This is a genomic window from Bradyrhizobium sp. CSA112, from assembly GCF_029051645.1.
Lineage (GTDB): Bacteria > Pseudomonadota > Alphaproteobacteria > Rhizobiales > Xanthobacteraceae > Bradyrhizobium.
In genome coordinates this window covers 47,398-71,009 of the sequence record NZ_JAACFS010000031.1, presented here as the reverse complement: position 1 = coordinate 71,009, position 23,612 = coordinate 47,398, and the positions used below count along the sequence as shown (strand labels likewise).

Genomic DNA, 23,612 nt, shown 5'->3' with positions numbered 1-23,612 from the left:
CTACCAACCCAACAACAAAGGACTCATCATCATGGCTTCCATTCACAAGGAAATCCTCATCGACGCGAACCCTGCAGACGTCTGGGACGCGCTGCGCGATTTCGGCGCGCTGCATACGCGGCTGGTGCCCGGCTTCGTGACCGACACCAAGCTCGACGGCGACGCCCGCATTGTCACGTTCTCGAATGGCACGGTGGCGCGCGAAATTCCGGTCGATTGCGACGACAAGAAGCGCCGGCTGGTCTACGCCATCGTCAGCGAGCGCATCAAGCAGCACAGCGCGTCCGCACAGGTCTTTGCCGAGAGCGACGGCCGCACCCGCTTCGTGTGGATCGCCGACGTGCTGCCGAACGAGATCGCGCCCTACATGGACGCGCAGATGGATCTCGGCCTCTCGGCGATGCAAAAGGCGCTGGGGCGCAACGCGGCCTAAAGGCCTCATACGAACGTGAGCTTTCTCACCGATCAGCTCCCTGCTGATGCGCATGCCCAATGTCAGCGGTGGTCGTCACGGCCGGAGACATCGGCGAAGGTAGCTATTTTCGTCATTGCGAGGAGCGAAGCGACGAAGCAATCCATTCTATCCCCGAGCGGGGGTATGGATTGCTTCCGCGGAGCCTGTCATCGGGCGGGCATTCGCCCGACCGTTGGCTCGCAATGACGGCCGTCACAACAACGCCGGCCTGACCGCAGGCGCAGGCCGCGGCTTCGGCCCCCAGCGGGTCAGGATCACGCTGGCGCAAGACAGCACGCCGAGCAGCACCATCGACGCCGCCGCCAGCACGAAGAAGTTTTGCGCGGTGGCGCCGTGCGTCGACAGCCACCAGCCACCGGCGCCGATGAACAATAGCCGCGCGGTCTGCGCCAGCACGGGGCCAAGCACCTTCGCCGCGCCCTGCGATGAAAAGTAGGATGTTGTAGCGAGCCCGATGAACGCGTACATCGGCGCCGCCGTCGACAGATATTGACGGCTGGCGGCCCGCACGCTCGCATCATCGGTGAAGAGGTTGACCCAGATATCGGGGAAAGCAGCGATGGGGACCGCGACCGCGCCGACCGATACGAACGCGACGAGCCCCGCCGTCCAGGCGATCTTGCGAGCCCGCGCGATGCGCTGCGCACCGACAGCCATGCCGACCATCGGCACCGAGGCGATGCCGACGGCGAATGCGATCGACGTCAGCATGAATTCGAGCCGCGCGCCGATGCCGTAGCCGGCCAGGATTTCGGTGCCGAAACTCGCCAGCATGTGGGTGAAGATGCTGATGGTCAGCACCGACTGCAGCGGCGAGAAGCAGGAAATCGCGCCAACCTTCAGGATGTCGATGAACATCGGCATGCGAATGCGAAGGCCGCGGATCTTGGGAATGACGCGCGCGCGGCCCGAGAACAGATACCATGACATCACGGAAATGCTGATCAGGTAGGCGATCAGCGAGCCCGCCGCGACGCCGCGCATGCCGAACTGCGGGATCGGGCCGAGGCCCAAGCCCAGCGTGCCGCCGAGAATGATCTGGCAAATCGCCGAGGAGAGCATCAGCAGCGACGGCAGCTTCATGTTGCCGGTGCCGCGCAAGATCCCCGACATCGTGTTCATCAGCCACGGCACGACGGCGCCGCCGAAGAATATTTGCGTGTAAGCGACCGCCTGCGTCAGCACGTTGCCGCGGCCGCCGAGCAATTCCAGAAGCGCGGGGCCGAAGATCAGCATGCCCAGCATGAAGGTGAGCCCGAAGCAGAGGCCGATCAGCAGCGCATGCGCGGCCAGCGTCGAGGCGCGGTCGAGATCGCCCGCGCCGATCGCGCGTGCGATGGCCGAGGCCACACCGCCGCCCATCGCCCCGCCCGACATGGTCATGGTCAGGATCACGATCGGAAACACCAGCGCCATCGCAGCCAGCGACTCCACGCCCAGCCGGCCGATATAGGAGGTTTCCGCGATCACGACGCAGGTGCCTGCGGTCAGCGCGATCACGTTGGGCCAGGCCAGCCACAGCAGCGTGCGCAGGATCGGGCCGTCGAGCAGCGCGTTCTTCGTCGGCGCTTCCGGCGGCGGAAGCGGGCGCTCCTTCTCGTCGACGGGAATGTCGGCAACGCCGAGGTCGGACATTTCTGCTCCCTGCGCACGGGCTTGGGTGGCCGCGGCGCGCTGTTCCTAGCATGGCGGGGCGTGATTCCACGTGCGCGGGGCGCAATGGGGGCCTGCGGGATTGCGGGCGGCGACGCCCGTGCGCTCCATCGGTGCACGCGGGGGCACGGCCGGCCAGCCGTTTCACGGGGAATTCATCGGAGTCTACGAACGTTCAGGTCGACACCCCGTTGTAAAGCCGACATCTGCGGGGAACTCCGCCATGCGCAACAACATCCTATTGGCAATATGCGTCGGCGCCCTGGCGCTGCCGCTTGCCTCCTGCAACGAGTCCAAGGAAACGGCTACCGTCGCACAGACTTACGGTCCTTCGCCCACCCTGCCGCCGCCGGAACATTCATGGATCCCGACGGTCGATATCGCCTCGGTCAACCGCTGGCCCGAGGGCGCCAAGCCTGTCGCCGCCAATGGCATGACGGTCGCCGCCTTCGCGACCGGGCTCGAGCATCCGCGCACGGTCTATGTGCTGCCGAACGGCGACGTGCTGGTCGCCGAGAGCAACGCGCCGCCGAAGCAGAGCGGCTTCAGCATCAAGGGCTTCATCTATGGGTTGGCGCAGAACCGGGCGGGCGCAGGGGTTCCGAGCGCCAATCGCATCACCCTGTTGCGTGATGCCGATGGCGATGGCGTCGCCGAGACGAGAAGTACCTTCATCAGCAACCTGAGTTCGCCGTTCGGCATGGTGCTGGTCGGCGAAGATTTTTATGTCGCCAATGCCGACGCGATCGTGAAATTCCCCTATCGCGAGGGAGACACCAAAATCAGCGCACCCGGCGTCAAGCTGGCAGACTTGCCTGCGGGCCCGATCAATCACCACTGGACCAAGGATCTCACCGCCAGTCCCGACGGCAGCAAGCTTTATGTAACCGTCGGCTCCAACAGCAATATCGGCGAGAACGGCATGGAGGCCGAGAAGGATCGCGCCGCGGTGCTTGAGGTCGATCGCGCCAGCGGCCAATGGCGCGTGTTCGCGTCGGGCTTGCGCAACCCTAACGGACCGGCCTGGAATCCGAAGACCGGCGAGCTCTGGGTTGTCGTCAACGAGCGCGACGAACTCGGCAACGATCTCGTCCCCGACTACATGACCTCGGTGAAGGAGGGCGCGTTCTACGGCTGGCCGTACAGCTATTTCGGCGATCGCGTCGACACGCGCGTCGAACCGCGCCGGCCCGACCTCGTTCAGAAGGCGATGTCCCCGGATTATGCGCTCGGCGCGCACACGGCTTCGCTCGGTCTCGTCTTCAATACCGGAAATCTGTTCCCGCCCGAAATGGAAGGCGGCGCCTTCATCGGCCAGCACGGCTCGTGGAATCGCAGGCCGCCCTCGGGTTACAAGGTGATCTTCGTACCCTTCAAGGACGGCAAGCCATCTGGCCCGCCGCAGGACGTGCTGACCGGCTTTCTCAACGACCAGGGCGAAGCGCAAGGCCGTCCGGTCGGCCTGCGGCTCGACAAGCAGGGCGCGTTGCTTGTCGCCGACGACGTCGGCAACACGATCTGGCGCGTGACGCCGGCGGCGAAATCGGCGTCGCGGTGAAAGCCCCTCATGGTGAGGAGCGCGTCTTCGCGCGTCTCGAACCGTGAGGCCGCGATTTCGCCTGCGGCCATCCTTCGAGACGCGCGCGATGCGCGCTCCTCAGGATGAGGACCGCGGCATGGAGGCCGCTGTCACACCCGGAAATGCTTGCTTAGCTTCAGGCCCTGCGCCTGGTAGTTCGAGCCGATGCGCTGGCCGTACAGAGCGTCGGGCCGCGACAGCATTTTCTCATAGACCAGCCGGCCGACGATCTGGCCGTGCTCCAGGATGAACGGCACCTCGCGCGAGCGGACCTCGAGCACGGCGCGCGCGCCCTGGCCGCCGGCGCCGGCATAGCCGAAGCCGGGATCGAAGAAGCCGGCATAGTGCACGCGGAATTCGCCGACCAGCGGGTCGAACGGCACCATCTCGGCGGCGTAATCCGGCGGCACCTGCACGGCTTCCTTGGAGGCCAGGATGTAGAACTCGCCGGGATCGAGGATCAGGCTGCCGTCTGGACGCGCCGGGATCGGCTCCCAGAATTCGTCGACGGCGTAGCCGCCGCGACGGTCGATATCGACCACCCCCGTGTGACGCTTGGCGCGGTAGCCGACGAAGCCTGACGTATTCTCGCCGGAGAGATCGACTGATAGCGCGACGCCATTGGCGAGATCGGCATCATCAATATCGACCAACCGCTCGGCACCGTGCAGCGCGTCGAGCTCGTCGGCATTGAGGATGGCGTCGCCGGCGCGGAAGCGCACCTGCGAAAGCCGCGAGCCCTCGCGCAGCAGCACCGGAAACGTCTTCGGGCTGATCTCGGCATAGAGCGGACCGTGATAGCCCGCGCCGATCATGTCGAAGCGGCGGGTGCCATCGGCGATCACGCGGGTGAACACGTCGAGCCGCCCGGTGGAGCTCTTCGGATTGGCGGCAGCCACGATCTGCGGCGGCAGCGCCAGACTCTCCAAGAGCGGCACGATGTAGACGCAGTTGGTCTCCAGCACCGCGCCGTCGGAAAGGTCGATCTCGTGCAGCTTCAGCTCGTCGATGCGCTCGGCGACGGTGGCGCCGGGGCCGGGCAGGAAACTGGCGCGCACCCGGTAGGCGATGTCGCCCAGCCGCAAATCGAGGCTCGCCGGCTGGATCTGGCTTTCGACAAACGGATATTCCGGCAGGATCAGGCCCGCATCGGCCATCGCTGCGATCATGCGGTCGGGCAGAATTCCGTTGGCGTCGGGCGGAAGCGTGAACGGCACGGCGCGATCCTCTGAGGCGGCCCTTTTCGGATGCCCAAATGTCATCCAAACCTCATAAATATGGGCTTTTACGGGTTATCCGATGGCCGCCTTGACTGAAAGGGCGCAAGCGAATATCAGCATGACTTATCCCGTGGTGATTTGAGCCGGCCGGCTTGCAGCCACGTTAAATAAGTCGCTAAACAGGCCGGGGACACGTGTGATCCCGGCCTGTGGAGATTTTTCCAGGCCGGTTTTTTTGTGACCATTTTCCGGTGGTCACGGCGGAGGTCACATGTCTGAGACTGGTTCTACCAAGCGTTTTCGCCCCGAAACCAAGCTGGTGCATTCCGGCGCCCTGCGCTCGCAATTCGGCGAGACGTCCGAGGCGCTGTTCCTGACGCAGGGGTTCATCTACGATACGGCCGAGCAATGCGAGGCGCGATTCAAGGGCGAAGATCCCGGCTTTCTCTATTCGCGCTTCTCCAATCCGAACATCTCGATGTTCGAGCGGCGCATGATCGAGCTCGAAGGCGCGGAAGCCGCGCGCGCGACCGCGACCGGCATGGCGGCGGTGACCACCGCGATCCTCGCGCCGTTGAAGGCCGGCGACCACGTGGTGGCGGCGAAGGCGATGTTTGGCTCCTGCCGCTATGTGGTGGAGGACCTGCTGCCGCGCTACGGCATCCAGTCCACCCTGGTCGACGGCCTCGACCTCGACCAGTGGAAACGCGCGATGCAGCCGAACACCAAGACGTGTTTCCTGGAGAGCCCGACCAACCCGACGCTCGACATTTTGGACATCCAGTCGATCGCCGAGATCGCGCACAAGGGCGGCGCGCGGCTGATCGTGGACAACGTATTCGCCACCCCGATCTGGCAGAGCCCGCTGTCGCTCGGCGCCGACGTCGTGATCTATTCGGCCACCAAACATATCGACGGCCAGGGCCGCTGCCTCGGCGGCATCATCCTGTCCTCGGAAGCGTTCATCGCCGAGCACATCCACAATTTCATGCGCCAGACCGGTCCGTCGATGTCGCCGTTCAACGCGTGGGTGCTGCTGAAGGGGCTGGAGACGCTTGGCGTGCGCGTGCGCGCGCAGACCGAGACGGCCGCCAAGGTGGCGAACGCGCTCGCGTCGCACCCGAAGATTTCGCGGCTGATCTATCCCGGCCGCCCCGATCACCCGCAGGCCGCGCTGGTGAAAAAGCAGATGCGCGCCGGCTCGACCCTGATCGGCTTCGAGGTCAAGGGCGGCAAGGCGGCCGCGTTCCGCTGCCTCAACGCGCTGCAGATCTCGCGCATCTCCAACAATCTCGGCGACGCCAAGAGCCTCGTCACCCATCCCGCGACCACGACGCACCAACGGCTGACGCCGGAGGCGCGCGCCGAGCTCGGCATCAGCGAGGGCTTCATCCGCTTCTCGGCCGGACTCGAGCATGCCGATGATCTGATCGAGGATTTTGCGGCGGCGCTGGAGAAGGCGTGAAGTGACGCTACGCACGTAGAATGTGTAGGGTGGGCAAAGCGTAGCGTGCCCACCATCTCACAGCGCGTGCCAGGATGGAATGGTGGGCACAGCGCTAACGCGCCTTTGCCCACCCTACGAATTCTGCCTTCCATCATTCGGGCCGCGGCGTATGGGTCCCTGCGTTCGCAGGGACGACGGCTACATCGGCCGGTACGCCCGCACATCCGACGGCACGTTGACGCCGAGCTTGATCTGGCCGACCGACTTGATGATGTCGTCGCCGAGCAGTTGCGCGAAGCAGGCGTAGCCCCAGTCGCTCATGTGCAGGCCGTCGGCGATCACGAAATTCTCGATCGGGATCGCCTGCCGCTCGTGCCAGTCCTTCATCACCGCGAAGCGCGGGAAGACGCCGACCTTGCGAAGCTCGGCGGTCTTGTTCAGCAGCTTCATCATCTTGCCGGCGCTTTCCGCGTGCTCGTTGACCCGCGGCGAATATTGCGGATCGATCAGCACGATGTCGGCTCCAACAGCCTGAATGCGCGCGATGCCTTCCTCGACGAGTTTTGCAGTCTCACCCGGATCGAGGTTGCGCAGCACGGCATTGGTGCCGACCTGCCAGATCACCAGATCCGGACGCATGTCGATCACGGCGGTCTGCAGCCGCTTCATCATTTCCGGCGCGTCCTCGCCGCCCTTGCCGGCGTTGATGACGGAGATGTGGGCCGTCGGATATTGCCGGCGCAATTGCGCGGCGAGCCGGTTAGGGTAGTTGAATTCCGGAGACGTCGCGCCGTAGCCGGCAGTCGATGACGATCCGAACGCGACAATCACGACCGGCTGACCCGCGACGAGCTTGTTTGCGACGCGCGGCAGCGACCCCATCGATTTGGAGGCGCCCTTCGGCGGCAGGCAGGGTACGCGGCTGAAGATGTCGCCGGCCGATTTAGCGACCTCCTTTACCTTGTCGATCGCCTTGCCGGTGATGCCCTTCTGCGCAGTCGGATTGGCCGCGGCCGTCGGCGCTGTCTGCGGCGGAGTGCTTTCAGCCGTGGGCTTCTGTTCGGGCTTGTTGTCAGTTTTGGCGTTATCGGACAGCGCCGCCTGCTGGGCGGTCTGCTGCAGGGCCGTCTGGGCACGCAGCGGAAGCATCGAGACAGGGGTCAACAGCGCCAGGGCCGCGGCAGAGGCAGCCAGCAATGTCGACAAACGAAAAGGGCAGTGACGACTCATTAACGCTGGTTCCCTAATTCTGCTGCGCCTGATCGAGGCGGGCCGCATCGAGCACAAATTTCGACAGCGCGCGGCCGAGGCAAGCATGAACCCGTTTAGCCATGTCGGTGCCGTGAAAAGTACTGAACAGGTCGAAATCTCCGGCGTCGTTCCAGTGACGCATGATGGCAAACCGGTCGAACAGCGGAACATTATGCTGCTGCGCCACCACGCGCATATTATCCAGGTATGGCGGAGCAGAAATCATCGTTTCCGTCCGTGGGCTGTATTGCAGATTGACCAGAACCACATCGGATCCCGCATTTTGCAGCGCAGCAACTCCCTCTTCGACGGCACCGCGAAAATCATCGGGATCGACGGATCGCATAGCATCGACGGTTCCCGTCTGCCAGATGACCAAAGTAGGCCTTTTTGCTTCCACCAGCTTAACGAGGTTGGCGTCCACCTCCTCGGCCGTCTTGCCGGTCTGTAATTCTATGGAGAGGTTGATCGGGGTCGAGGGCAGCTTTTCCTTCAGGGCCGCCTGCAGCTTGGCCGGATAGGCGCTGTTTTCGGAGGAAAGGATGGTCGATGACCGGCTCCCCACCACCAGGACGGTCAGCGGCCGGGCGTTCTTGACGGCCTCGGCCACCTTCGGAAGCGTGCTCTCGGTGGAGAGGAGATGGCTTGGGACTTCGCAGGTCTGAGGGGCGGCATCCTGGGCGCGCGCAAAACCGGCGGCTGCAAGACCGACGAACAGGGTCAGAACCAGCACAGCTCCCGCGCCGGGCCTCATGCGCTTCCTCCCGCCATGTCGGCGTTGCCACCCGCGATTTTCGTTTTCGACGCTCCTTTGTCGGCCGAATGCTTGTACCACGAAATCACCCACGCCACGCCCCACATGATGAGGATTCCGGCAAGGCTGACCATGGCGTGCGTGAAAGCACCCCCGGAAACTTCGGCCAGCACGAAGTGTCCTGCAAAAGCAAGGAAGATGCCGAGACAAAATATCTCAAGCGAATGCTGGCCACACAGGATCAATGGTCGCAGCCACGGTGATTTCAGGCCCGACCAATTCTTGGGCAGGAAGCGCACGGTGAGGGCCGCCAGCGCCAGGAAATGGGCAAAGCGCAACACGTCCAGATCCGTCTTGGTGATCGGATACATCCACTGTTCGATCCGCTTCGGCATCAGGAAGCTGAGCTGCGGGATGTGCCAGGTCAGCGTGACGAAGAAGGCGGCCGAGAGATAGGCAACGCAAATCCACATCGTCACCGGCGACGACAGGATGCGGGACATGCGCGCCGCGCCGCCCAGCGCACACCAGGCACCGAACACGAACAACAACTGCCAGCAGAACGGGTTGAAGATCCAGAAGCCGCTCGGATAGGCCGTCAGATACCAGTCGAAGTGCCAGGTCAGGGCGTACAGCAGCACCGACAGCGCCAGCGCGATGTCGGCCCGCCACTTCATCAGCCACAGGATGATAGGCAGAAACAGCATCAGCACGATGTAGAGCGGCAGCACGTCCATGTTGACGGGCCGGAACCTCAGGAGCAGCGCCTGGACGATGGTGACGTCAGGCTGCTTGAGAAAATCCATGATGCCCATTTCTTCGCTGTAGAGCGGATTCTCGAAACGGGTCGCGACGTAGGATATTTCCGCCAGGAAGATCGTGAACAGGAACACATGCGCGACGTAGATCTGCCAGACCCGCCGCAAGATGCGTGCGGTGGCCACCACGAAGCCGGCCTCCAGCATCGCGCGGCCGTAGACGAAGGCGGCGGTGTATCCGGAGATGAAGATGAAGATTTCGGTGGCGTCGGAAAATCCGTAATTGCGGATCGTGAACCAGGTCAGGATGTTGGCCGGCAGATGGTCGATGAAGATCAGCCACAGCGCCATCCCGCGAAACAGGTCGAGCCGCAATTCGCGCTCGCCAGCCACCGGCAGCGTGATCGCCGGCGCAGCAGACACCGCCTTGGCATCGCTGCGAGGCGTTCCGGCAACTGGATCGGCAATGGACGACATCTGGCACCGCTAGTTGAGCTTTAGGCGTGAACGGTCCGGGAAAGATAATATCGGCCCGCAACTTGCAAACAAGATACGCAAACAGCTACGGAGCCGGACGGCGCGCGGGTGCGCTCTAGAATGGAACTATGTTGAAACCGCGATCAAACAACCAGCAAACCGGCGGGCCGGAGATTGGTTCCCCCCGCATTCTTGGCTATGATGCGGAACAGGATTTCCGGAAGCTTGCCCGCATGTACCGCGCCGTCACCCGCCAGATCGTAGTCACCGTCGAACCGAACTTCCTCCCCGAGCGCTCGTCGGTCGATCGCGGGCAGTATTTCTGGTCCTACACCATCGTCATCACCAATACCGGCGCTGAAACCGTGCAGCTCCGCACCCGGCACTGGATCATCACCGACGCCACCGGCCGCAAGCAGGAAGTCCGCGGCGAAGGCGTGGTCGGCGAGCAGCCCGTACTCGCGCCGGGCGAGCGCTTCGAATACACGAGCGGCGTGCCGCTGCCGACCGCCTCCGGCTTCATGACCGGCCGCTACCAGATGGTAAGCGAAAGCGGCGAACGGTTCGAGATCGACGTGCCGACGTTCTCGCTGGATAGCCCGGACAATAAGCGGGTGTTGAACTAGGGGCATCGCTCCCTCCTCGTCGCCCGCGAAGGGTGGTCATCCAGTACGCAGCGACCCATCCGCGTCGTTGCGAGCCACCCGGTCGGCGCGCAGCGCCGCCGGATGACAGGCTCCGCGAAGCAATCCATTGTGCCGCGGGCGGAGAGGTGGATTGCTTCGCTACGCTCGCAATGACGTGGAGGTAACGGCGCAACACGGACTGTCGTCCCTGCGAACGCAGGGACCCATACTCCGCGGCCGTTGTTGCCGGAAAAGACAAGATGACAAAGACATCACAAAACCAATTACCGCCGGTGGTTATGGGTCCCTGCGTTCGCAGGGACGACGGAAGGACTCAATTTCAAAGAGGTGACATACCTTCGCGTTCTCGCGACGCTGATCGCCCGAGGTTTGCATCTTCTTTTGCCCGCCCTCTCCAATCAGAGGGCGCAGCGAAGACCGGGTGCTTGCTGCACCCGCGGTCTCGCGTGCGATTTGCGCAAACAAAACTGCGCACGAGCATACAGGGCAGCGGGAGCATTCCGGCCTTCCCTGCGCAATGGCTTTACGGCTTACTTCGTGCTCTACCCGGTGAACGGCTTTCTTGCCACCGTCGCCCCCGAGAATCTTCGCCCCTCATCTGCCGTGAGACGCGCGGAGTTATGCCCGGTGATTTGCCCGACAAGTGAAATGGCCGCGAATTGTAGGGTGGGCAAAGCGCAGCGTGCCCACCATCACAAGCGCAGCACGAATGGTGGGCACGTCGCTAACGCTCCTTTGCCCACCCTACGACCGAACGCCGCTACTCCTCCACGCCCGCCTCGTGCGGCGTGAACTCATACACCGAGGAGCAGAACTCGCAGGTCACCACCACCTTGTCGTCCTTGACCATTTCGGCACGGTCCTTCGGCGCGAAGCTTTTCAGCATCGCCGATACCGCCTCGCGCGAGCAGGAGCATTGCGCGCGCAGGGGCAGCGGCGTGAACACGCGCACGCCGCGTTCGTGAAACAGCCGGTACAGCAGGCGCTCGCCCGACAGATCGGGATCGATCAGCTCGACATCCTCGACCGTGCCGATCAGCGACTGCCCCTCGACCCACGCATCATCTTCCGCAAGCGAATGCGTCACCGCGCCTTCCGGCGCATCGCCGGGATGCAGATCGGCCTGCCGCGCGCGCTCCGGCGCCTTCGGCAAGAACTGCAGCAGCATGCCGCCAGCGCGCCACCGATGTTTTCCGCCGTCGCCGCCGCGCCATTCCTCGCCGACCGCGAGCCGCACGCGGGTCGGGATCTGCTCGGAGCGCAGAAAATATTCATGGGCGGCGTCTTCCAGGCTGGCGCCGTCGAGCGCCACCAGGCCCTGATAGCGGCTCATGTCCTGACCCTGGTCGATGGTCATTGCAAGATGGCCCTTGCCAAGCAGTGCGCCTGAATCCTGGCCGTCCTTCAGTCGCCTCGCATCATAGCGCGCATAGGCGCGCAGGCGGTCCGGCGACTGGAAATCCACGATCAGGAACGACACCGGCCCATCGGTCTGCGTCTGCAGGATGAAGCGGCCCTCGAACTTCAGCGCCGATCCGAGCAGCGTCGCCAGCACGATCGCTTCGCCGAGCAGCTTGCCGACCGGCGTCGGATAATCGTGCTTGGTCAGGATGTCGTCGAGCGCGGGGCCGAGCCGGGTCAGCCGTCCGCGCAGATCGAGGGCTGCGACCTCGAACGGCAGCACCGCATCATCGACGGGAATGGACGACGGCGCGCGAACGGGCGCCTCGGTCGTGATTTTGACGTCTGATTGTGAATCCATGGCGCCTTATCTGGGGTCGGAACATGCAAAACGAAAGGGCTTGACGAGCCGGCGAAACCATCTCCACGCGTCCCTGCCTCCGTGCGCAATCGCGCACTCGGCGCAGGGACTCATAACCACAGGGCGTTGTGAGTAAGGCAAGGCGTCAACCACTGCCTTCAATTACTGGGGCCGCGGCGTATGGCTACCTGCTTTCGCAGGGACGACGGAGAGACCTACGCCACTTCGTTGAAACACCAGGCCAGAATGCCTTTTTGCGCATGCAGGCGGTTTTCGGCCTCGTCGAATACGACCGATTGCGGACCGTCGATCACCTCGTCGGTGACCTCTTCGCCGCGGTGCGCGGGCAGGCAGTGCATGAAGATCGCATCCTTGTTCGCCAGCGACATCAGTTTTTCGTTGACCTGATAGGGCTTCAGCACGTTATGGCGGTGTTCGCCGTCCTTGTCGCCCATCGATACCCAGGTGTCGGTGACGACGCAATCGGCGCCGCGGACCGCGGCCTCGGGATCGTTGCCGAGCACGATCGGGGCCTGCGTTGCCTTGATCCAGTCCTTCATCGCCTTGTTCGGCGCGAGCTGCAGCGGGGTCGCGACATTGAGCTTGAACTTGAAACGCTCGGCCGCATGCGCCCAGGACGCCAGCACGTTGTTGTCGTCGCCGGTCCATGCCACGGTGCGGCCCTCGATCGGCCCGCGATGCTCCTCGAAGGTCATCAAATCGGCCATCACCTGGCAGGGATGCGAGCGCCGCGTCAGCCCGTTGATCACGGGCACGGTTGCGTGCGCGGCCAATTCCAACAGCGCGTCGTGATTGAGAATGCGGATCATGATCGCATCGACATAGCGCGACAGCACGCGAGCGGTGTCGGCGATGGTCTCGCCGCGGCCGAGCTGCATCTCCGCGCCCGTCAGCATGATGGCTTCGCCGCCAAGCTGGCGCATGCCGACGTCGAACGACACCCGCGTTCGGGTCGAGGGACGCTCGAAGATCATCGCCAGCGTCTTGCCTTCGAGCGGCTTCGTGGCCTTTTCGTGCGCCTTCAGCTTCGCCTTCATGGCGGTACTGGCGGCCAGCATGTTGCGCAATTCGCTCAGCGGCAGTTCGCTGATGTCGAGGAAATGGCGGACGGACTTGCTCATCATCCCGCCGCCTTCTTCAACGGCGCGCCCGACAGCGCAACGCAGGCGCGCTCGAGCATCTGAACGGAATCGTCGATCTCGGCCTCGGTCACGATCAGCGGCGCCAGGAAGCGCACCACATTGTCGCCGGCGCCCACCGTCAGCAGCTTCTGGTCGCGCAGCGCATTGACGAGATCGCCCGATGGCACCACGGCCTTGACGCCGACGAGGAGCCCCTCGCCGCGCACTTCCGAGAGCACGGCCGGATAGCGATCGACCACGGAGGCCAGTTTCTGTTTCAGGAGCAGCGACATCTTCTGCACATGGTCGAAGAAGCCGGGCTTCAGCATCACATCGAGCACGGCATTGGCGGAAGCGATCGCCAGCGGATTGCCGCCGAAGGTCGAGCCGTGCGAGCCGGGCGTCATGCCGGAGGCGGCTTCCGCGGTCGCCAGCACCGCGCCGATCGGAAAGCCGCCGCCGAGCGCTTTGGCCAGCGACATCACATCCGGCGTCGCGCCGACGCGCTTGTAGGCGAAGAGATCGCCGGTGCGGCCCATGCCGGTCTGCACCTCGTCAAATGCGAGCAAGAGGCCATGCTCGTCGCAGAGCTGGCGCAGCGCCTTGAAGAAGGCCTGCGGCGCGGAGCGCACGCCGCCCTCGCCCTGCACCGGCTCGATCAGGATGCCCGCGGTATGCGGACCGATCGCCTTTTTCACCGCTTCGAGATCGCCATGCGGCACCTGGTCAAAACCGTCCATCGGCGGCCCAAAGCCTTCGAGGTATTTGGCAGAGCCGGTCGCTGCGAGCGTACCCAGGGTGCGGCCGTGGAACGCGCCCTCGAAGGTGATGAGGCGATAGCGTTCGGGGTGCCCCTTGGAGAATTGGTAGCGGCGCACGACCTTGATCACGCCTTCCATCGCCTCGGCGCCGGAATTGCAGAAGAACACAAGGTCGGCAAAGCTCTGCTCGCAGAGCCGCGCGGCAAGCTTCTCGCCATCCGGGCTCCTGAACAGGTTCGACATGTGCCAGAGCTTTGCCGACTGTTCCTGCAGCGCCTTGATCAGGTGCGGATGGCAATGACCCAGCGCATTGACCGCAACGCCCGAGGTGAAGTCGAGATAGCGCTCGCCATTGGTTGCGGTCAGCCAGCAGCCCTCGCCGCTTTCGAAGCCGAGATCGACCCTGGCGAAGACGGGGAGCAGATGCGACGTGGCGCTATTGGTCATGGCAATCACTGAAGGTTTGAGACCTGCTTTTGAACCTGCCGCGGAGCACACGCGTGCATTGGCGCGAAGGCGGCAACAGCCGGTCTTGCGAAAACGAAACGTGCCGCCTCTTAAGGGCGGCACGTGAGAGGTATTCTATGTGGGCGGGGGGCGCTGTCAACACGCCACGAAGCCGCCTTTCCTGCACTGCAAGGCAAGGAAATCCGTAAGATTGCGGTGTGGTGGAAAACACGCAGTGCAATGCCTAGATGTCGGAACATGTGGACGCGCGGGCCCGGACTCTTGCGCCCGAGTCCCGCCATATTGTAGCTTTTGGCCCGTCGGGTACGACATCTCGTGCGGCAGTTCTGATCCCTGGAGTCCATTTTGTACGGCGTAAACGTTCGGGCGCGGTTTTCGCGTCCGGCGAGGGCTAAGGGATTCTGACCGCAGGGATTTTTGAGACGAATGACGTCGCCAGCGCTGCCCCTGATCGGCCGGCGCGATGCGAAGGGAAGAATACGATGACGGTATTGACCTGGTCAGACGATCGCGTCGAGCAGCTTAAGAAGCTCTGGGAAGCCGGATTATCGGCAAGCCAGATCGCTGCGGAACTCGGAAATGTGACGCGAAATGCCGTGATCGGCAAAGTGCACCGGCTGGGCCTGTCCGGCCGTGCCAAGAGCCCCTCCTCGGCAGCCCCGCGGCAGCGCAAGGCGCGTCCCGCCGCCCAGCAGATGATGCGGGTGTCGCGGCCGGTGTCGCGCGGCAACACCGCGCTCGCGCACGCCTTCGAGCTCGAGATGGAGCCTGATCCGATCGCCGTCGACAATGTGGTGCCGATGAGCCAGCGACTGTCGCTGCTGGAGCTGAACGAAGCCACTTGTCACTGGCCGGTCGGCGATCCCTCGAGCCCGGAATTCTTCTTCTGCGGCGGCAAGGCGCTCACCGGACTGCCCTACTGCGCGCACCACTCGCGCATCGCCTACCAGCCCGCCGCCGACCGGCGGAGGCAGCAGCCGAAGCAGACCAGGTAAGGGGCGCGGTAGTAGTTGTCGTCCCTGCGAACGCAGGGACCCATAACCACAGGTGTCTGTGGTTATGCTGAGCTGGAGCTCCAGCTTTTTTCAACAATCAAGATTTGTGGTTATGGGTCCCCGCGTTCGCGGGGACGACGGCTGAGTCTGCTGAGACAACAGCAGAGCCTTACGGCTCCACCTTCGCAAAGCGATCATCCAGCGCATATCCCGCGCCGCGGACGGTGCGGATCGGATCCTGCTCGCGACCGGGGTTGAGCAGTTTGCGCAGGCGGCCGATGTGAACGTCGACGGTGCGTTCGTCGATATAGATGTCGCGGCCCCAGACGCTGTCGAGCAACTGCTCGCGACTGAAGACGCGGCCGGGATGCTCCAGAAAAAATTCCAACAGCCGGTATTCGGTCGGGCCGAGATCGATCTGGCGGCCCGACCGCGCGACGCGGCGCTTCTCACGATCGAGCTCGATGTCGCCATAGGTGAGCACGGTGGCGAGCCGCTCGGGGCTCGCCCGCCGCAACAGGCCCTTCACCCGCGCCAGCAGTTCCGGCACCGAGAACGGCTTGACGATGTAGTCGTCGGCGCCGGTCGCAAGCCCGCGCACGCGCTCGCTCTCCTCGCCGCGCGCCGTCAGCATGATGATCGGCAATTGCTTGGTCTCAGGTCGGGCGCGGAGCCGGCGGCACAGTTCGATGCCTGACAGGCCTGGCAGCATCCAATCGAGCACCACAAGATCGGGCACCCGCTCCTTCAGCCGCGTATCCGCGTCGTCGCCGCGGGCGACGGTTTCGACATCATAACCTTCGGCGTCGAGGTTGTAGCGCAACAGCGTGGTCAGCGCTTCCTCGTCCTCGACCACCATAATGCGCGCGCTCATTCTGCTTTTGCCTCTTCTGTTTGACGTGTTTTCTACGCAGATATGTCTATGCAGTCTGCGTAAACTTGATTGCTATGCGAACCGGTCTCCACTCCGCTCGAGAACGCTTTATCAAGTATTAGGTACGGTGGTAGCAAACGTCGTCATGTCGCCCTTCGGGCGCTGGTCGAGAATTTGCTGGCCTTCGATCATGTAGAACACGGTTTCGGCGATGTTGGTGGCATGGTCGCCGATCCGCTCGATATTCTTGGCGCAGAACATCAGGTGGATGCAGAACGAGATGTTGCGCGGATCTTCCATCATATAGGTCAGGAGCTCGCGGAACAGCGAGGTGCAGATGGCGTCGACTTCCTCGTCGCCCTTCCACACCGCCATCGCCGCCGGCAGATCGTGCGCCGCATAGGCGTCCAGCACAGACTTGACCTGCGACTGCACCAGATCGGTCATGTGCTCGAGGCCGCGCATCAGCTTCAGCGGCTGGAAATCGTTCTCCAGCGCCGAGACCCGCTTGCCCATGTTCTTGGCGAGGTCGCCGATCCGCTCCAGATCGGTGGCAACGCGCATAGCGCCGACAATCTCGCGCAAATCGATCGCCATCGGCTGGCGCCGTGCGATGGTTAGCACCGCGCGCTCCTCGATCAGATGCTGCAGGCGGTCGATCTCGACGTCGGTCGCAACGACCCGCTTGCCGAGCGGGACGTCGCGGCGGACCAGCGCGTCGACGGATTCGGTAATCATGCGCTCGACCATGCCGCCCATCTCGGCGACCAGACGGGTCAGTTCCTGAAGGTCGCTGTCGAACGCCTTGGCGGTGTGCTCGGATGCCATCTGTTATCTCCTCAACCGAATCGGCCGGTGATGTAGTCCTGGGTGCGTCGATCGCCGGGCGAGGTGAAAATCTTGTTGGTGTCGTCGAATTCGATCAGCTCACCGAGATACATGAAGGCGGTCTTGTCCGAGACGCGCGCCGCCTGCTGCATGTTATGGGTGACGATGGCAATGGTGTAATCCTCCGCCAGCTCCTGGATCAGCTCCTCGATCTTGGCGGTCGAGATCGGGTCCAGCGCGGAACAAGGCTCGTCGAACAGGATCACTTCGGGCCGCACCGCTACCGTGCGCGCGATGCAGAGCCGCTGCTGCTGGCCGCCGGACAGCGAAAGGCCGGAGGCGTTCAGCTTGTCCTTGACCTCGTTCCAAAGCGCGCCGCCGCGCAGCGCCTTCTCCACCCGGCCGTCCATCTCCGACTTGGAGATCTTCTCATAGAGGCGGATGCCGAAAGCGATGTTCTCGTAGATCGTCATCGGGAACGGCGTCGGCTTCTGGAACACCATGCCGACGCGGGCCCGTAGCAGATTGAGGTCGAGCTTGGGGTCGAGAATGTTGGTCTGGTCGAGCATCAACTGCCCCGTCGCCTTCTGGCCGGGATAGAGGTCGTACATCCGGTTGAAGATCCGCAGCAGCGTGGACTTGCCGCAGCCGGACGGGCCGATGAAGGCGGTGACGCGGTGGGTGCCGAGCGTCAGGTTGATGTTCTTCAGCGCGTGGTGTTCGCCATAGTAAAAGTTCAGGCCGCGGGCAGTCACCTTCGGCGCAGCCTCGGGCAGCGCCACCTGCGGAACGGGACCGTTCGCGTTACTCACGGATACGGAGAGTTCGGTCATTTGGATGTCCTCTCGGCGCCAAGAATGCGCGCGCCAATATTCAGGGCAAGTACGGTAAGCGTGATCAGCAGGGCCCCGCTCCAGGCGAGCTGCTTCCAGTAGACATAGGGGCTCTGCACGAAGTTGTTGATGGTGACCGGCAGGTTCGCCATCGTCTTGGTCAGGTCCAGGCTGAAGAACTGGTTGGACAGCGCGGTGAACAGCAGCGGCGCGGTTTCGCCGGCGACGCGGGCAGTGGCCAGCAGGACGCCGGTGATAAGGCCGGCGCGCGCGGCGCGGTAGGCGATCCGCTTGATGACAAGCGAGCGCGGCAGGCCGAGCGCGGACGCCGCCTCGCGCAGCGGATTGGGCACCAGCCCCAGCATGTCCTCGGTGGTGCGGACCACCACGGGGATCACGATCACGGCGAGCGCCAGGCAGCCGGCGAAGGCAGAGAAGCCGCCCATCGGCACCACGATCGCGCCGTAGATGAACAGGCCGATGATGATCGAAGGCGCGGAGAGCAGAATGTCGTTGATGAAGCGGATCACCGAGGTGAGCTTGTCGTGCTTGCCGTATTCGGCGAGATAGGTTCCGGCGAACAGGCCGAGCGGCGCACCGATGCCGACCCCGATCACGGTCATCATGATCGAGCCGATGATGGCGTTGCGCAGGCCGCCATCGGTCGAACCGGGCGGCGGCGTATCCTGGGTGAAGACGGCGAGGTTGAGTCCGGCGAGACCGTTATAGAACAGCGTGAACAGGATCAGCGCGAGCCAGGTTACGCCGAACGCTGCGGCGCCCAGGCACAGGAACTTGACGATGATGTTCTTGCGGCGGCGGGAGACGTAAATCGGGTTCATGTCAGTTCCCCGCCTTCTTTTCCAGACGCATCAGCATCAGCCGCGCGGCAGCAAGAACGAAGAACGTCAGAATGAACAGGAGCAGGCCGAGCAGGATCAGGCCCGACTGGTGCAGCCCGTCGCTCTCGGCGAATTCGGATGCGATCGCCGCCGAGATCGTGGTGCCCGGCGCGAAGATCGAGGACTGGATCTTGAACGAATTGCCGATGATGAAGGTGACCGCCATGGTCTCGCCCAGCGCACGGCCGAGCGCCAGCATGATGCCGCCGATCACGCCGACGCGGGTGTAGGGGATGACGACGTTACGGACGACTTCCCAGTTGGTACATCCCACCCCATAGGCGGCCTCTTTGAGCACCGGCGGGACCGTCTTGAAGACGTCGACCGAGATCGCGGTGATGAACGGCAATACCATGATCGCCAGAATCAATGACGCGTTGAACAGGCTGAGATAGGACGGCGGACCGGCGAAGATCGTCCCCAGCACGGGAACGCCGTCGAACACGCTGATCATGAACGGCTGGAAGGTGTTGGCCAGAAACGGCCCCAGCACGAAGAAGCCCCACATGCCGTAGATGATGGAGGGAATGCCGGCGAGCAGTTCGATGGCAAGGCCGATCGGACGGCGCAGCCAGATCGGGCAGATCTCCGTCAGGAACACGGCGATGCCGAGGCCGACCGGAATGGCGATCATCATCGCGATCACGGAAGTGACCAGCGTGCCGTAGACCGGGCCGAGCGCGCCGAGCACTGGCGGGTCGGCAGACGGCGCCCAGCGCTGCGTCCACAGGAAGGCCGCGCCATATTCCCGGATCGCCGGCCAGGCGCCGATAATAAGCGAAATGATGATGCCGCCGAGGATGAGCAGAACCGAGATCGCGCAGGCGCGCGTGATCCAATAGAAGGTGACGTCGCCGAGCTTGAACGCGCTGAGAGCCTTTGCGCGATCATAAGGTCCGGCAGCGTCCATTACGTCGCTTTCGACCGTCATTTCTGCCACGCCAATCCCCTGTACTTATAGCCCAGCGACCCGGACTTCGGTGCACGGCTTTTTCGGCTCGCACATTGTTCTTGCCTCTCTTGTCCCGAGAGGGGTGCTCAACCCGGGCATCCCGGGTTGAGCGGTCGCGTTGCGAAGCGCTGGCTCCGTCAGCTCTTGATCTCCGAGGACCAGGTCTTCTCGATCAGCTTGACGACCGAGTCCGGCATCGGAATGTAGTCGAGCTCTTCAGCCATCTTGTCGCCCTTCTCGAACGACCATTTGAAGAACTTGATCGCTTCCTGGGACGCCGCCTTGTCGGTTGCAGCCTTGTGCATCAGGATGAAGGTCGCCGCCGTGATCGGCCAGGAGGCGTCGCCGGGCTGATCGGTGAGGATCACGTAGTAGCCGGGCGCCTTGGCCCAGTCGGCGTTCGACGCGGCCGCCTGGAAGGCTTCCATGGTCGGCTGCACGGTCTTGCCAGCCTTGTTGATCATCGCGGTATGGGTCAGCTTGTTCTGCTTGGCGTAGGCGTATTCGACGTAACCGATCGCATTCTTGGTCTGGCCGATATTGCCGGCGACGCCTTCGTTACCCTTGGCGCCAACGCCCACCGGCCACTCGACCGCGGTGCCGGTGCCGACCTTGGCTTTCCAGTCGGCGCTCGACTTCGAGAGGTAGTCGGTGAAGTTGAAGGTGGTGCCCGAACCGTCGGAGCGGCGGACCACGGTGATGGCATCCGAGGGTAGCTTCAGCTTCGGATTGAGCTTGGCGATTGCGGCATCGTCCCACTTCTTGATCTTGCCGAGATAGATGTCGCCGAGCACTTCGCCCGACAGCACCAGTTCGCCCGGCTTGATGCCTTCGAGGTTCACGACCGGCACGATCGCGCCCATCACCATCGGCCACTGCACCAGGCCGTCCTTCTCGAGCTGCTCGGCCTTGAGCGGCGCGTCGGTGGCGCCGAAGGTCACGGTCTTGGCCTGGATCTGCTTGATACCGGCGCCAGAGCCGATCGACTGGTAGTTCAGGCCGTTACCGGTCTCCTTCTTGTAGGCATCGGCCCACTTCGAATAGATCGGGAAGGGGAAGGTCGCGCCTGCGCCGGTAATGTCGGCAGCGAAGGCCGACGTCGATGCGGCAACGAGGCCTGCAGCGACGATAGCTTTCATGAAATTCATGGTCGTCTCCATCTGTGTGAGCGAAGCGTCTGTTACGCCCGATCGCGCTCACGCCCGCCCGTTTAGGCGCGGTCGATAGAGCTTTTACGAAGGTTAGATGACAGTTGGATGACAGTAACAAGCAATTGAAATCGCTTGACTTAATGCGCTGACGGGGCCTTGGCCTGGGGAAAACAGGCAGTAAAGACGGCGCCGTTTTTGGGCACGCTTTCGATCAAAAGCCGGCCGCGATGACGGTTAAGAATATGTTTCACTAGGGATAAACCGAGGCCGGTTCCACCTTGCGCGCGGCTGTCGCCGACATCGACCCGGTAGAAGCGTTCGGTCAGCCGCGGCAGATGTTCCGGCGCGATGCCGGGGCCGAAATCCCGGACCATGATACGGACTTCCGGCGCGCCCTCGCCAGATGTGGCCTGGGTCAGGGTGACGATGACCCGCCCGCCGGACGCGCCGTATTTGAGCGCGTTCTCGATCAGGTTTTCGAACAGCCGCAGCAACTCCTCGCGATCGCCCGCGATCGTCACCGGCGCGGTGGGCAGGTCGATCTCGATTTCGACCTGGCGTTCCCGGGCGAGCGGCTCCAGCCCGTCGGCGACCTGGCGAATGATCGGCACGATATCGACGCAGGCGTCGGGGCGGACATGGGCCGACAACTCGACCCGCGACAGCGACAACAGATCGTCGATCAGCCGCGCCATTCGCGTCGCCTGCGTATGCATGATCGACAGAAAGCGTTCGCGCGCCTTGGCGTCGTCCTTGGCAGGGCCCTGCAGCGTGTCGATGAAGCCCGACAACGCCGCCAGCGGCGTCCGCAGCTCGTGGCTGGCATTGGCGACGAAATCGGCGCGCATTTCCTCGACCCGCCGCAGCGGCGTCTGGTCGTGGAAAGTCATCAGCATGCATTTTTCGGTGCCGCCGAACAGCGTCGGCACCGGCACCGGCGTGATGATCAGTTCCATCCAGCGGTCGACCGGCACCTGGTCGAGATAGAGCGCCCGGCGCGGTTCACTGGTCGCGATCGCCTCGCGAAGTGCGGTGATGATCTCCGGCGAGCGCAGCGCGAACTGTGCGAGTTCGTTCTTGCGCAGCGCCGGCGCGAGCTGGGCAGCCGCCGCATTGAGATGAATGACACGCCCGGCGCGGTCGAGCAGCACCGCCGGATCCGGCATGCCGGCAACGACCGCGCTGACGGCTGCCGCCTCGACCGGACTGACCGCACGGACATCCTCGCGGGAACTGCCGGCATCATGCAGCCGCCAGGGCACCAGTGCAGCGGCTGCGATACAGATGAAAACCGCCACAGCGCGCGCCGGCGAGAGATCGGCCAGCAGCACGAGCGCACACAGCGCGAGGCCGGCGGCCAGCAGGATGATGGCCGAATGCCGCAGCCGGTCCGGCCACGGTGCAAAGATGGAGGAAGTGCTGGAATCGTCTATTGCCATTGCGCGGGCCTTCTTCCTCTATTGATGAGGCATCCGCCGCACCATCAGGCGCCCGTGTCTCCACGTTCGCGCACATAGACGGCGGCTTCATGCCTCGTCGGCTCGGCGCCGGCGCCGGACGCCAACTGGCGCAGGCGCTTCGATCGCGCGCCGAGGATAATCTCCCGAAGCGTCAGCAAGATTACAGATATGACAAAAGGACCAATATAATAGAGGACGCGGAACAGCAGCATGCCGGCGAGCAGTTCCTCCCGGTCCATCTGCCAGAGGCCGACCAGCATGGCGGCATCGAACACGCCGAGCCCGCCCGGCGAGTGGCTGGCAAACCCCAGCAGCGTGGCCGAGACGAAGATCACCGCGACGACGACAAAGCCCAGATTGGGCTCGTCCGGCACCAGCACATACATCGCCAGCGCACAGAAGCCGAGATCGACGATGCCGATCGCGATCTGCAGCAGCGTCAGCGGCCCGCCCGGCAGTGTAACCGTCCACGGCCCGCGGCCGACGCTGCGCGGCTGGACCCAAACCCAGAACACATAGCCGATCAGCGCCATGATGATGCCGAACGCCGCGAGGCGGTTGAGCCAGACCGGCAACTGATCGATCGAGGCGGCGGCTTCCGGGTGATAAGCGATGCCCAGTCCCAGCACCGCGGCATTGCCGAGCCAGAAGGTCAGCCCGGCCAGGAAGCAGATCTTGGCGACGTCGATCGCGTTTAGCCCCCAGGCCGAATAGATCCGGTAGCGCACCGCGCCGCCGGTGAACACGCTGGCGCCGACATTGTGCCCGATCGAGTAGGAGGTAAAAGCGGCAAGCGCGTTGACGCGGTAGGGGATGTGGCCGCGGCCGATCGCGCGGACTGCGAACCAGTCATAGAAGGTCAGCGTGAAATAGCCCGCCGCCACGAACAATGCCGCCAGCGCGATCTGGCGCGGCTCGGTGCGCTTGATGGCGTCGATCACCTCATTGGCGTCGATGCCGCGGAGCATGTGATAGAGCACGTAGCACGCAACGGCGATGACCGTGATGCTGATCAAAACGCCGAGCTTGTGCAGGACCTGCTTCTGGCGCAGAAACGAGATCGCCCTGCGTATTGCTTCCAGCATCTACACCTCGAATTGCGCTGCTGCGACGATGGCAATGGCGCGAACCCCGCCGATGCTACGCTGCTCCGTTGCTCCTCTGGTAGCGCGTTTTGAGCCGGAGTGGAATTCGCCTGACGACGATAAAACGCGCTTCTTCAA

General features: G+C 63.7%; 21 protein-coding genes and 1 riboswitch. Of the genes, 5 read left to right on the top strand and 16 right to left on the bottom strand.

From position 1 onward, the window contains the following. Nucleotides 1–31 precede the first annotated feature (31 nt). Complete coding sequence (locus GWE18_RS32625; RefSeq protein ID WP_275189802.1) at nucleotides 32–433, top strand: SRPBCC family protein; 402 nt, start codon at nucleotides 32–34, stop codon at nucleotides 431–433. 234 nt (nucleotides 434–667) lie between these two features. Here GWE18_RS32625 and GWE18_RS32620 read toward each other — a convergent pair whose 3' ends face one another. Further along, on the bottom strand, nucleotides 668–2,110 hold the full coding sequence (locus GWE18_RS32620; protein ID WP_275189801.1) for an MATE family efflux transporter: 1,443 nt from the start codon (nucleotides 2,108–2,110) through the stop codon (nucleotides 668–670). 241 nt (nucleotides 2,111–2,351) lie between these two features. Here GWE18_RS32620 and GWE18_RS32615 point away from each other — a divergent pair, with 241 nt between their 5' ends. Then, on the top strand, nucleotides 2,352–3,686 hold the full coding sequence (locus tag GWE18_RS32615) for a sorbosone dehydrogenase family protein (RefSeq protein ID WP_275189800.1): 1,335 nt from the start codon (nucleotides 2,352–2,354) through the stop codon (nucleotides 3,684–3,686). A gap of 131 nt (nucleotides 3,687–3,817) precedes the next feature. Here GWE18_RS32615 and GWE18_RS32610 read toward each other — a convergent pair whose 3' ends face one another. Next, nucleotides 3,818–4,924, bottom strand: a complete 1,107-nt coding sequence (locus GWE18_RS32610) for a 2'-deoxycytidine 5'-triphosphate deaminase (RefSeq protein ID WP_275189799.1) — start codon at nucleotides 4,922–4,924, stop codon at nucleotides 3,818–3,820. 123 nt (nucleotides 4,925–5,047) lie between these two features. Next, nucleotides 5,048–5,127: riboswitch (SAM riboswitch) on the top strand. A 71-nt stretch (nucleotides 5,128–5,198) separates the two neighbouring features. Here GWE18_RS32610 and GWE18_RS32605 point away from each other — a divergent pair. Then, on the top strand, nucleotides 5,199–6,392 hold the full coding sequence (locus GWE18_RS32605; protein WP_275189798.1) for an O-succinylhomoserine sulfhydrylase: 1,194 nt from the start codon (nucleotides 5,199–5,201) through the stop codon (nucleotides 6,390–6,392). Between the two features lie 180 nt (nucleotides 6,393–6,572). Here GWE18_RS32605 and GWE18_RS32600 read toward each other — a convergent pair whose 3' ends face one another. From GWE18_RS32600 to GWE18_RS32590, 3 genes are read right to left on the bottom strand one after another with little or no spacing between them, the layout of a single operon-like run. Continuing rightward, nucleotides 6,573–7,604 (bottom strand): SGNH/GDSL hydrolase family protein, encoded by a 1,032-nt coding sequence (locus GWE18_RS32600; protein ID WP_275189797.1) that lies wholly within the window; start codon nucleotides 7,602–7,604, stop codon nucleotides 6,573–6,575. A gap of 13 nt (nucleotides 7,605–7,617) precedes the next feature. Beyond that, nucleotides 7,618–8,379 (bottom strand): SGNH/GDSL hydrolase family protein, encoded by a 762-nt coding sequence (locus tag GWE18_RS32595; protein WP_275189796.1) that lies wholly within the window; start codon nucleotides 8,377–8,379, stop codon nucleotides 7,618–7,620. Then, the gene (locus GWE18_RS32590; protein WP_275189795.1) at nucleotides 8,376–9,614 is read right to left on the bottom strand and encodes an OpgC domain-containing protein; all 1,239 of its coding nucleotides are present in this window, start codon (nucleotides 9,612–9,614) and stop codon (nucleotides 8,376–8,378) included. Before GWE18_RS32590 ends, GWE18_RS32595 begins: the two co-directional genes overlap by 4 nt. Nucleotides 9,615–9,847: 233 nt before the next feature. Between GWE18_RS32590 and apaG the strand changes: the two genes are divergently transcribed. Beyond that, entirely contained in the window at nucleotides 9,848–10,240 is a 393-nt protein-coding gene (apaG, locus tag GWE18_RS32585; RefSeq protein WP_275189833.1) for a Co2+/Mg2+ efflux protein ApaG, read from the top strand. 781 nt (nucleotides 10,241–11,021) lie between these two features. Here apaG and GWE18_RS32580 read toward each other — a convergent pair. The 3 genes from GWE18_RS32580 to GWE18_RS32570 form a co-directional block, all read right to left on the bottom strand. After that, nucleotides 11,022–12,023, bottom strand: a complete 1,002-nt coding sequence (locus GWE18_RS32580) for an Hsp33 family molecular chaperone (protein WP_275189794.1) — start codon at nucleotides 12,021–12,023, stop codon at nucleotides 11,022–11,024. Between the two features lie 215 nt (nucleotides 12,024–12,238). After that, complete coding sequence (gene argF / locus GWE18_RS32575; protein ID WP_275189793.1) at nucleotides 12,239–13,165, bottom strand: ornithine carbamoyltransferase; 927 nt, start codon at nucleotides 13,163–13,165, stop codon at nucleotides 12,239–12,241. After that, nucleotides 13,165–14,373: an aspartate aminotransferase family protein gene (locus GWE18_RS32570; protein ID WP_275189792.1), complete on the bottom strand. Its 1,209-nt coding sequence runs from the start codon at nucleotides 14,371–14,373 to the stop codon at nucleotides 13,165–13,167. The genes argF and GWE18_RS32570 overlap by 1 nt, the downstream gene beginning before the upstream one ends. Before the next feature lie 503 nt (nucleotides 14,374–14,876). Between GWE18_RS32570 and GWE18_RS32565 the strand changes: the two genes are divergently transcribed. Continuing rightward, the gene (locus GWE18_RS32565) at nucleotides 14,877–15,389 is read left to right on the top strand and encodes a GcrA family cell cycle regulator (protein WP_275189791.1); all 513 of its coding nucleotides are present in this window, start codon (nucleotides 14,877–14,879) and stop codon (nucleotides 15,387–15,389) included. Between the two features lie 169 nt (nucleotides 15,390–15,558). Here GWE18_RS32565 and phoB read toward each other — a convergent pair whose 3' ends face one another. From phoB to GWE18_RS32525, 8 genes are all read right to left on the bottom strand, one after another. Further along, nucleotides 15,559–16,263 carry a phosphate regulon transcriptional regulator PhoB gene (phoB, locus tag GWE18_RS32560; protein ID WP_057853529.1) on the bottom strand — a complete coding sequence of 235 codons (705 nt, stop codon included), beginning with the start codon at nucleotides 16,261–16,263 and terminating at the stop codon, nucleotides 15,559–15,561. A gap of 111 nt (nucleotides 16,264–16,374) precedes the next feature. Beyond that, nucleotides 16,375–17,091 (bottom strand): phosphate signaling complex protein PhoU, encoded by a 717-nt coding sequence (gene phoU, locus GWE18_RS32555; RefSeq protein ID WP_275189790.1) that lies wholly within the window; start codon nucleotides 17,089–17,091, stop codon nucleotides 16,375–16,377. An 11-nt stretch (nucleotides 17,092–17,102) separates the two neighbouring features. Next, nucleotides 17,103–17,924 carry a phosphate ABC transporter ATP-binding protein PstB gene (gene pstB / locus GWE18_RS32550; RefSeq protein WP_057853527.1) on the bottom strand — a complete coding sequence of 274 codons (822 nt, stop codon included), beginning with the start codon at nucleotides 17,922–17,924 and terminating at the stop codon, nucleotides 17,103–17,105. Then, nucleotides 17,921–18,766: a phosphate ABC transporter permease PstA gene (gene pstA / locus GWE18_RS32545; RefSeq protein WP_275189789.1), complete on the bottom strand. Its 846-nt coding sequence runs from the start codon at nucleotides 18,764–18,766 to the stop codon at nucleotides 17,921–17,923. The genes pstB and pstA overlap by 4 nt, the downstream gene beginning before the upstream one ends. A gap of 1 nt (nucleotide 18,767) precedes the next feature. After that, complete coding sequence (gene pstC / locus GWE18_RS32540) at nucleotides 18,768–19,757, bottom strand: phosphate ABC transporter permease subunit PstC (protein ID WP_275189832.1); 990 nt, start codon at nucleotides 19,755–19,757, stop codon at nucleotides 18,768–18,770. Nucleotides 19,758–19,915: 158 nt separating this feature from the next. After that, nucleotides 19,916–20,926 carry a phosphate ABC transporter substrate-binding protein PstS gene (gene pstS, locus GWE18_RS32535; RefSeq protein ID WP_275189788.1) on the bottom strand — a complete coding sequence of 337 codons (1,011 nt, stop codon included), beginning with the start codon at nucleotides 20,924–20,926 and terminating at the stop codon, nucleotides 19,916–19,918. 140 nt (nucleotides 20,927–21,066) lie between these two features. Beyond that, nucleotides 21,067–22,368 carry an ATP-binding protein gene (locus tag GWE18_RS32530; protein ID WP_275189787.1) on the bottom strand — a complete coding sequence of 434 codons (1,302 nt, stop codon included), beginning with the start codon at nucleotides 22,366–22,368 and terminating at the stop codon, nucleotides 21,067–21,069. A 44-nt stretch (nucleotides 22,369–22,412) separates the two neighbouring features. Next, nucleotides 22,413–23,474, bottom strand: coding sequence for a lysylphosphatidylglycerol synthase domain-containing protein (locus tag GWE18_RS32525; protein ID WP_275189786.1), 1,062 nt, complete (start codon nucleotides 23,472–23,474; stop codon nucleotides 22,413–22,415). Between the last annotated feature and the right edge of the window lie 138 nt (nucleotides 23,475–23,612).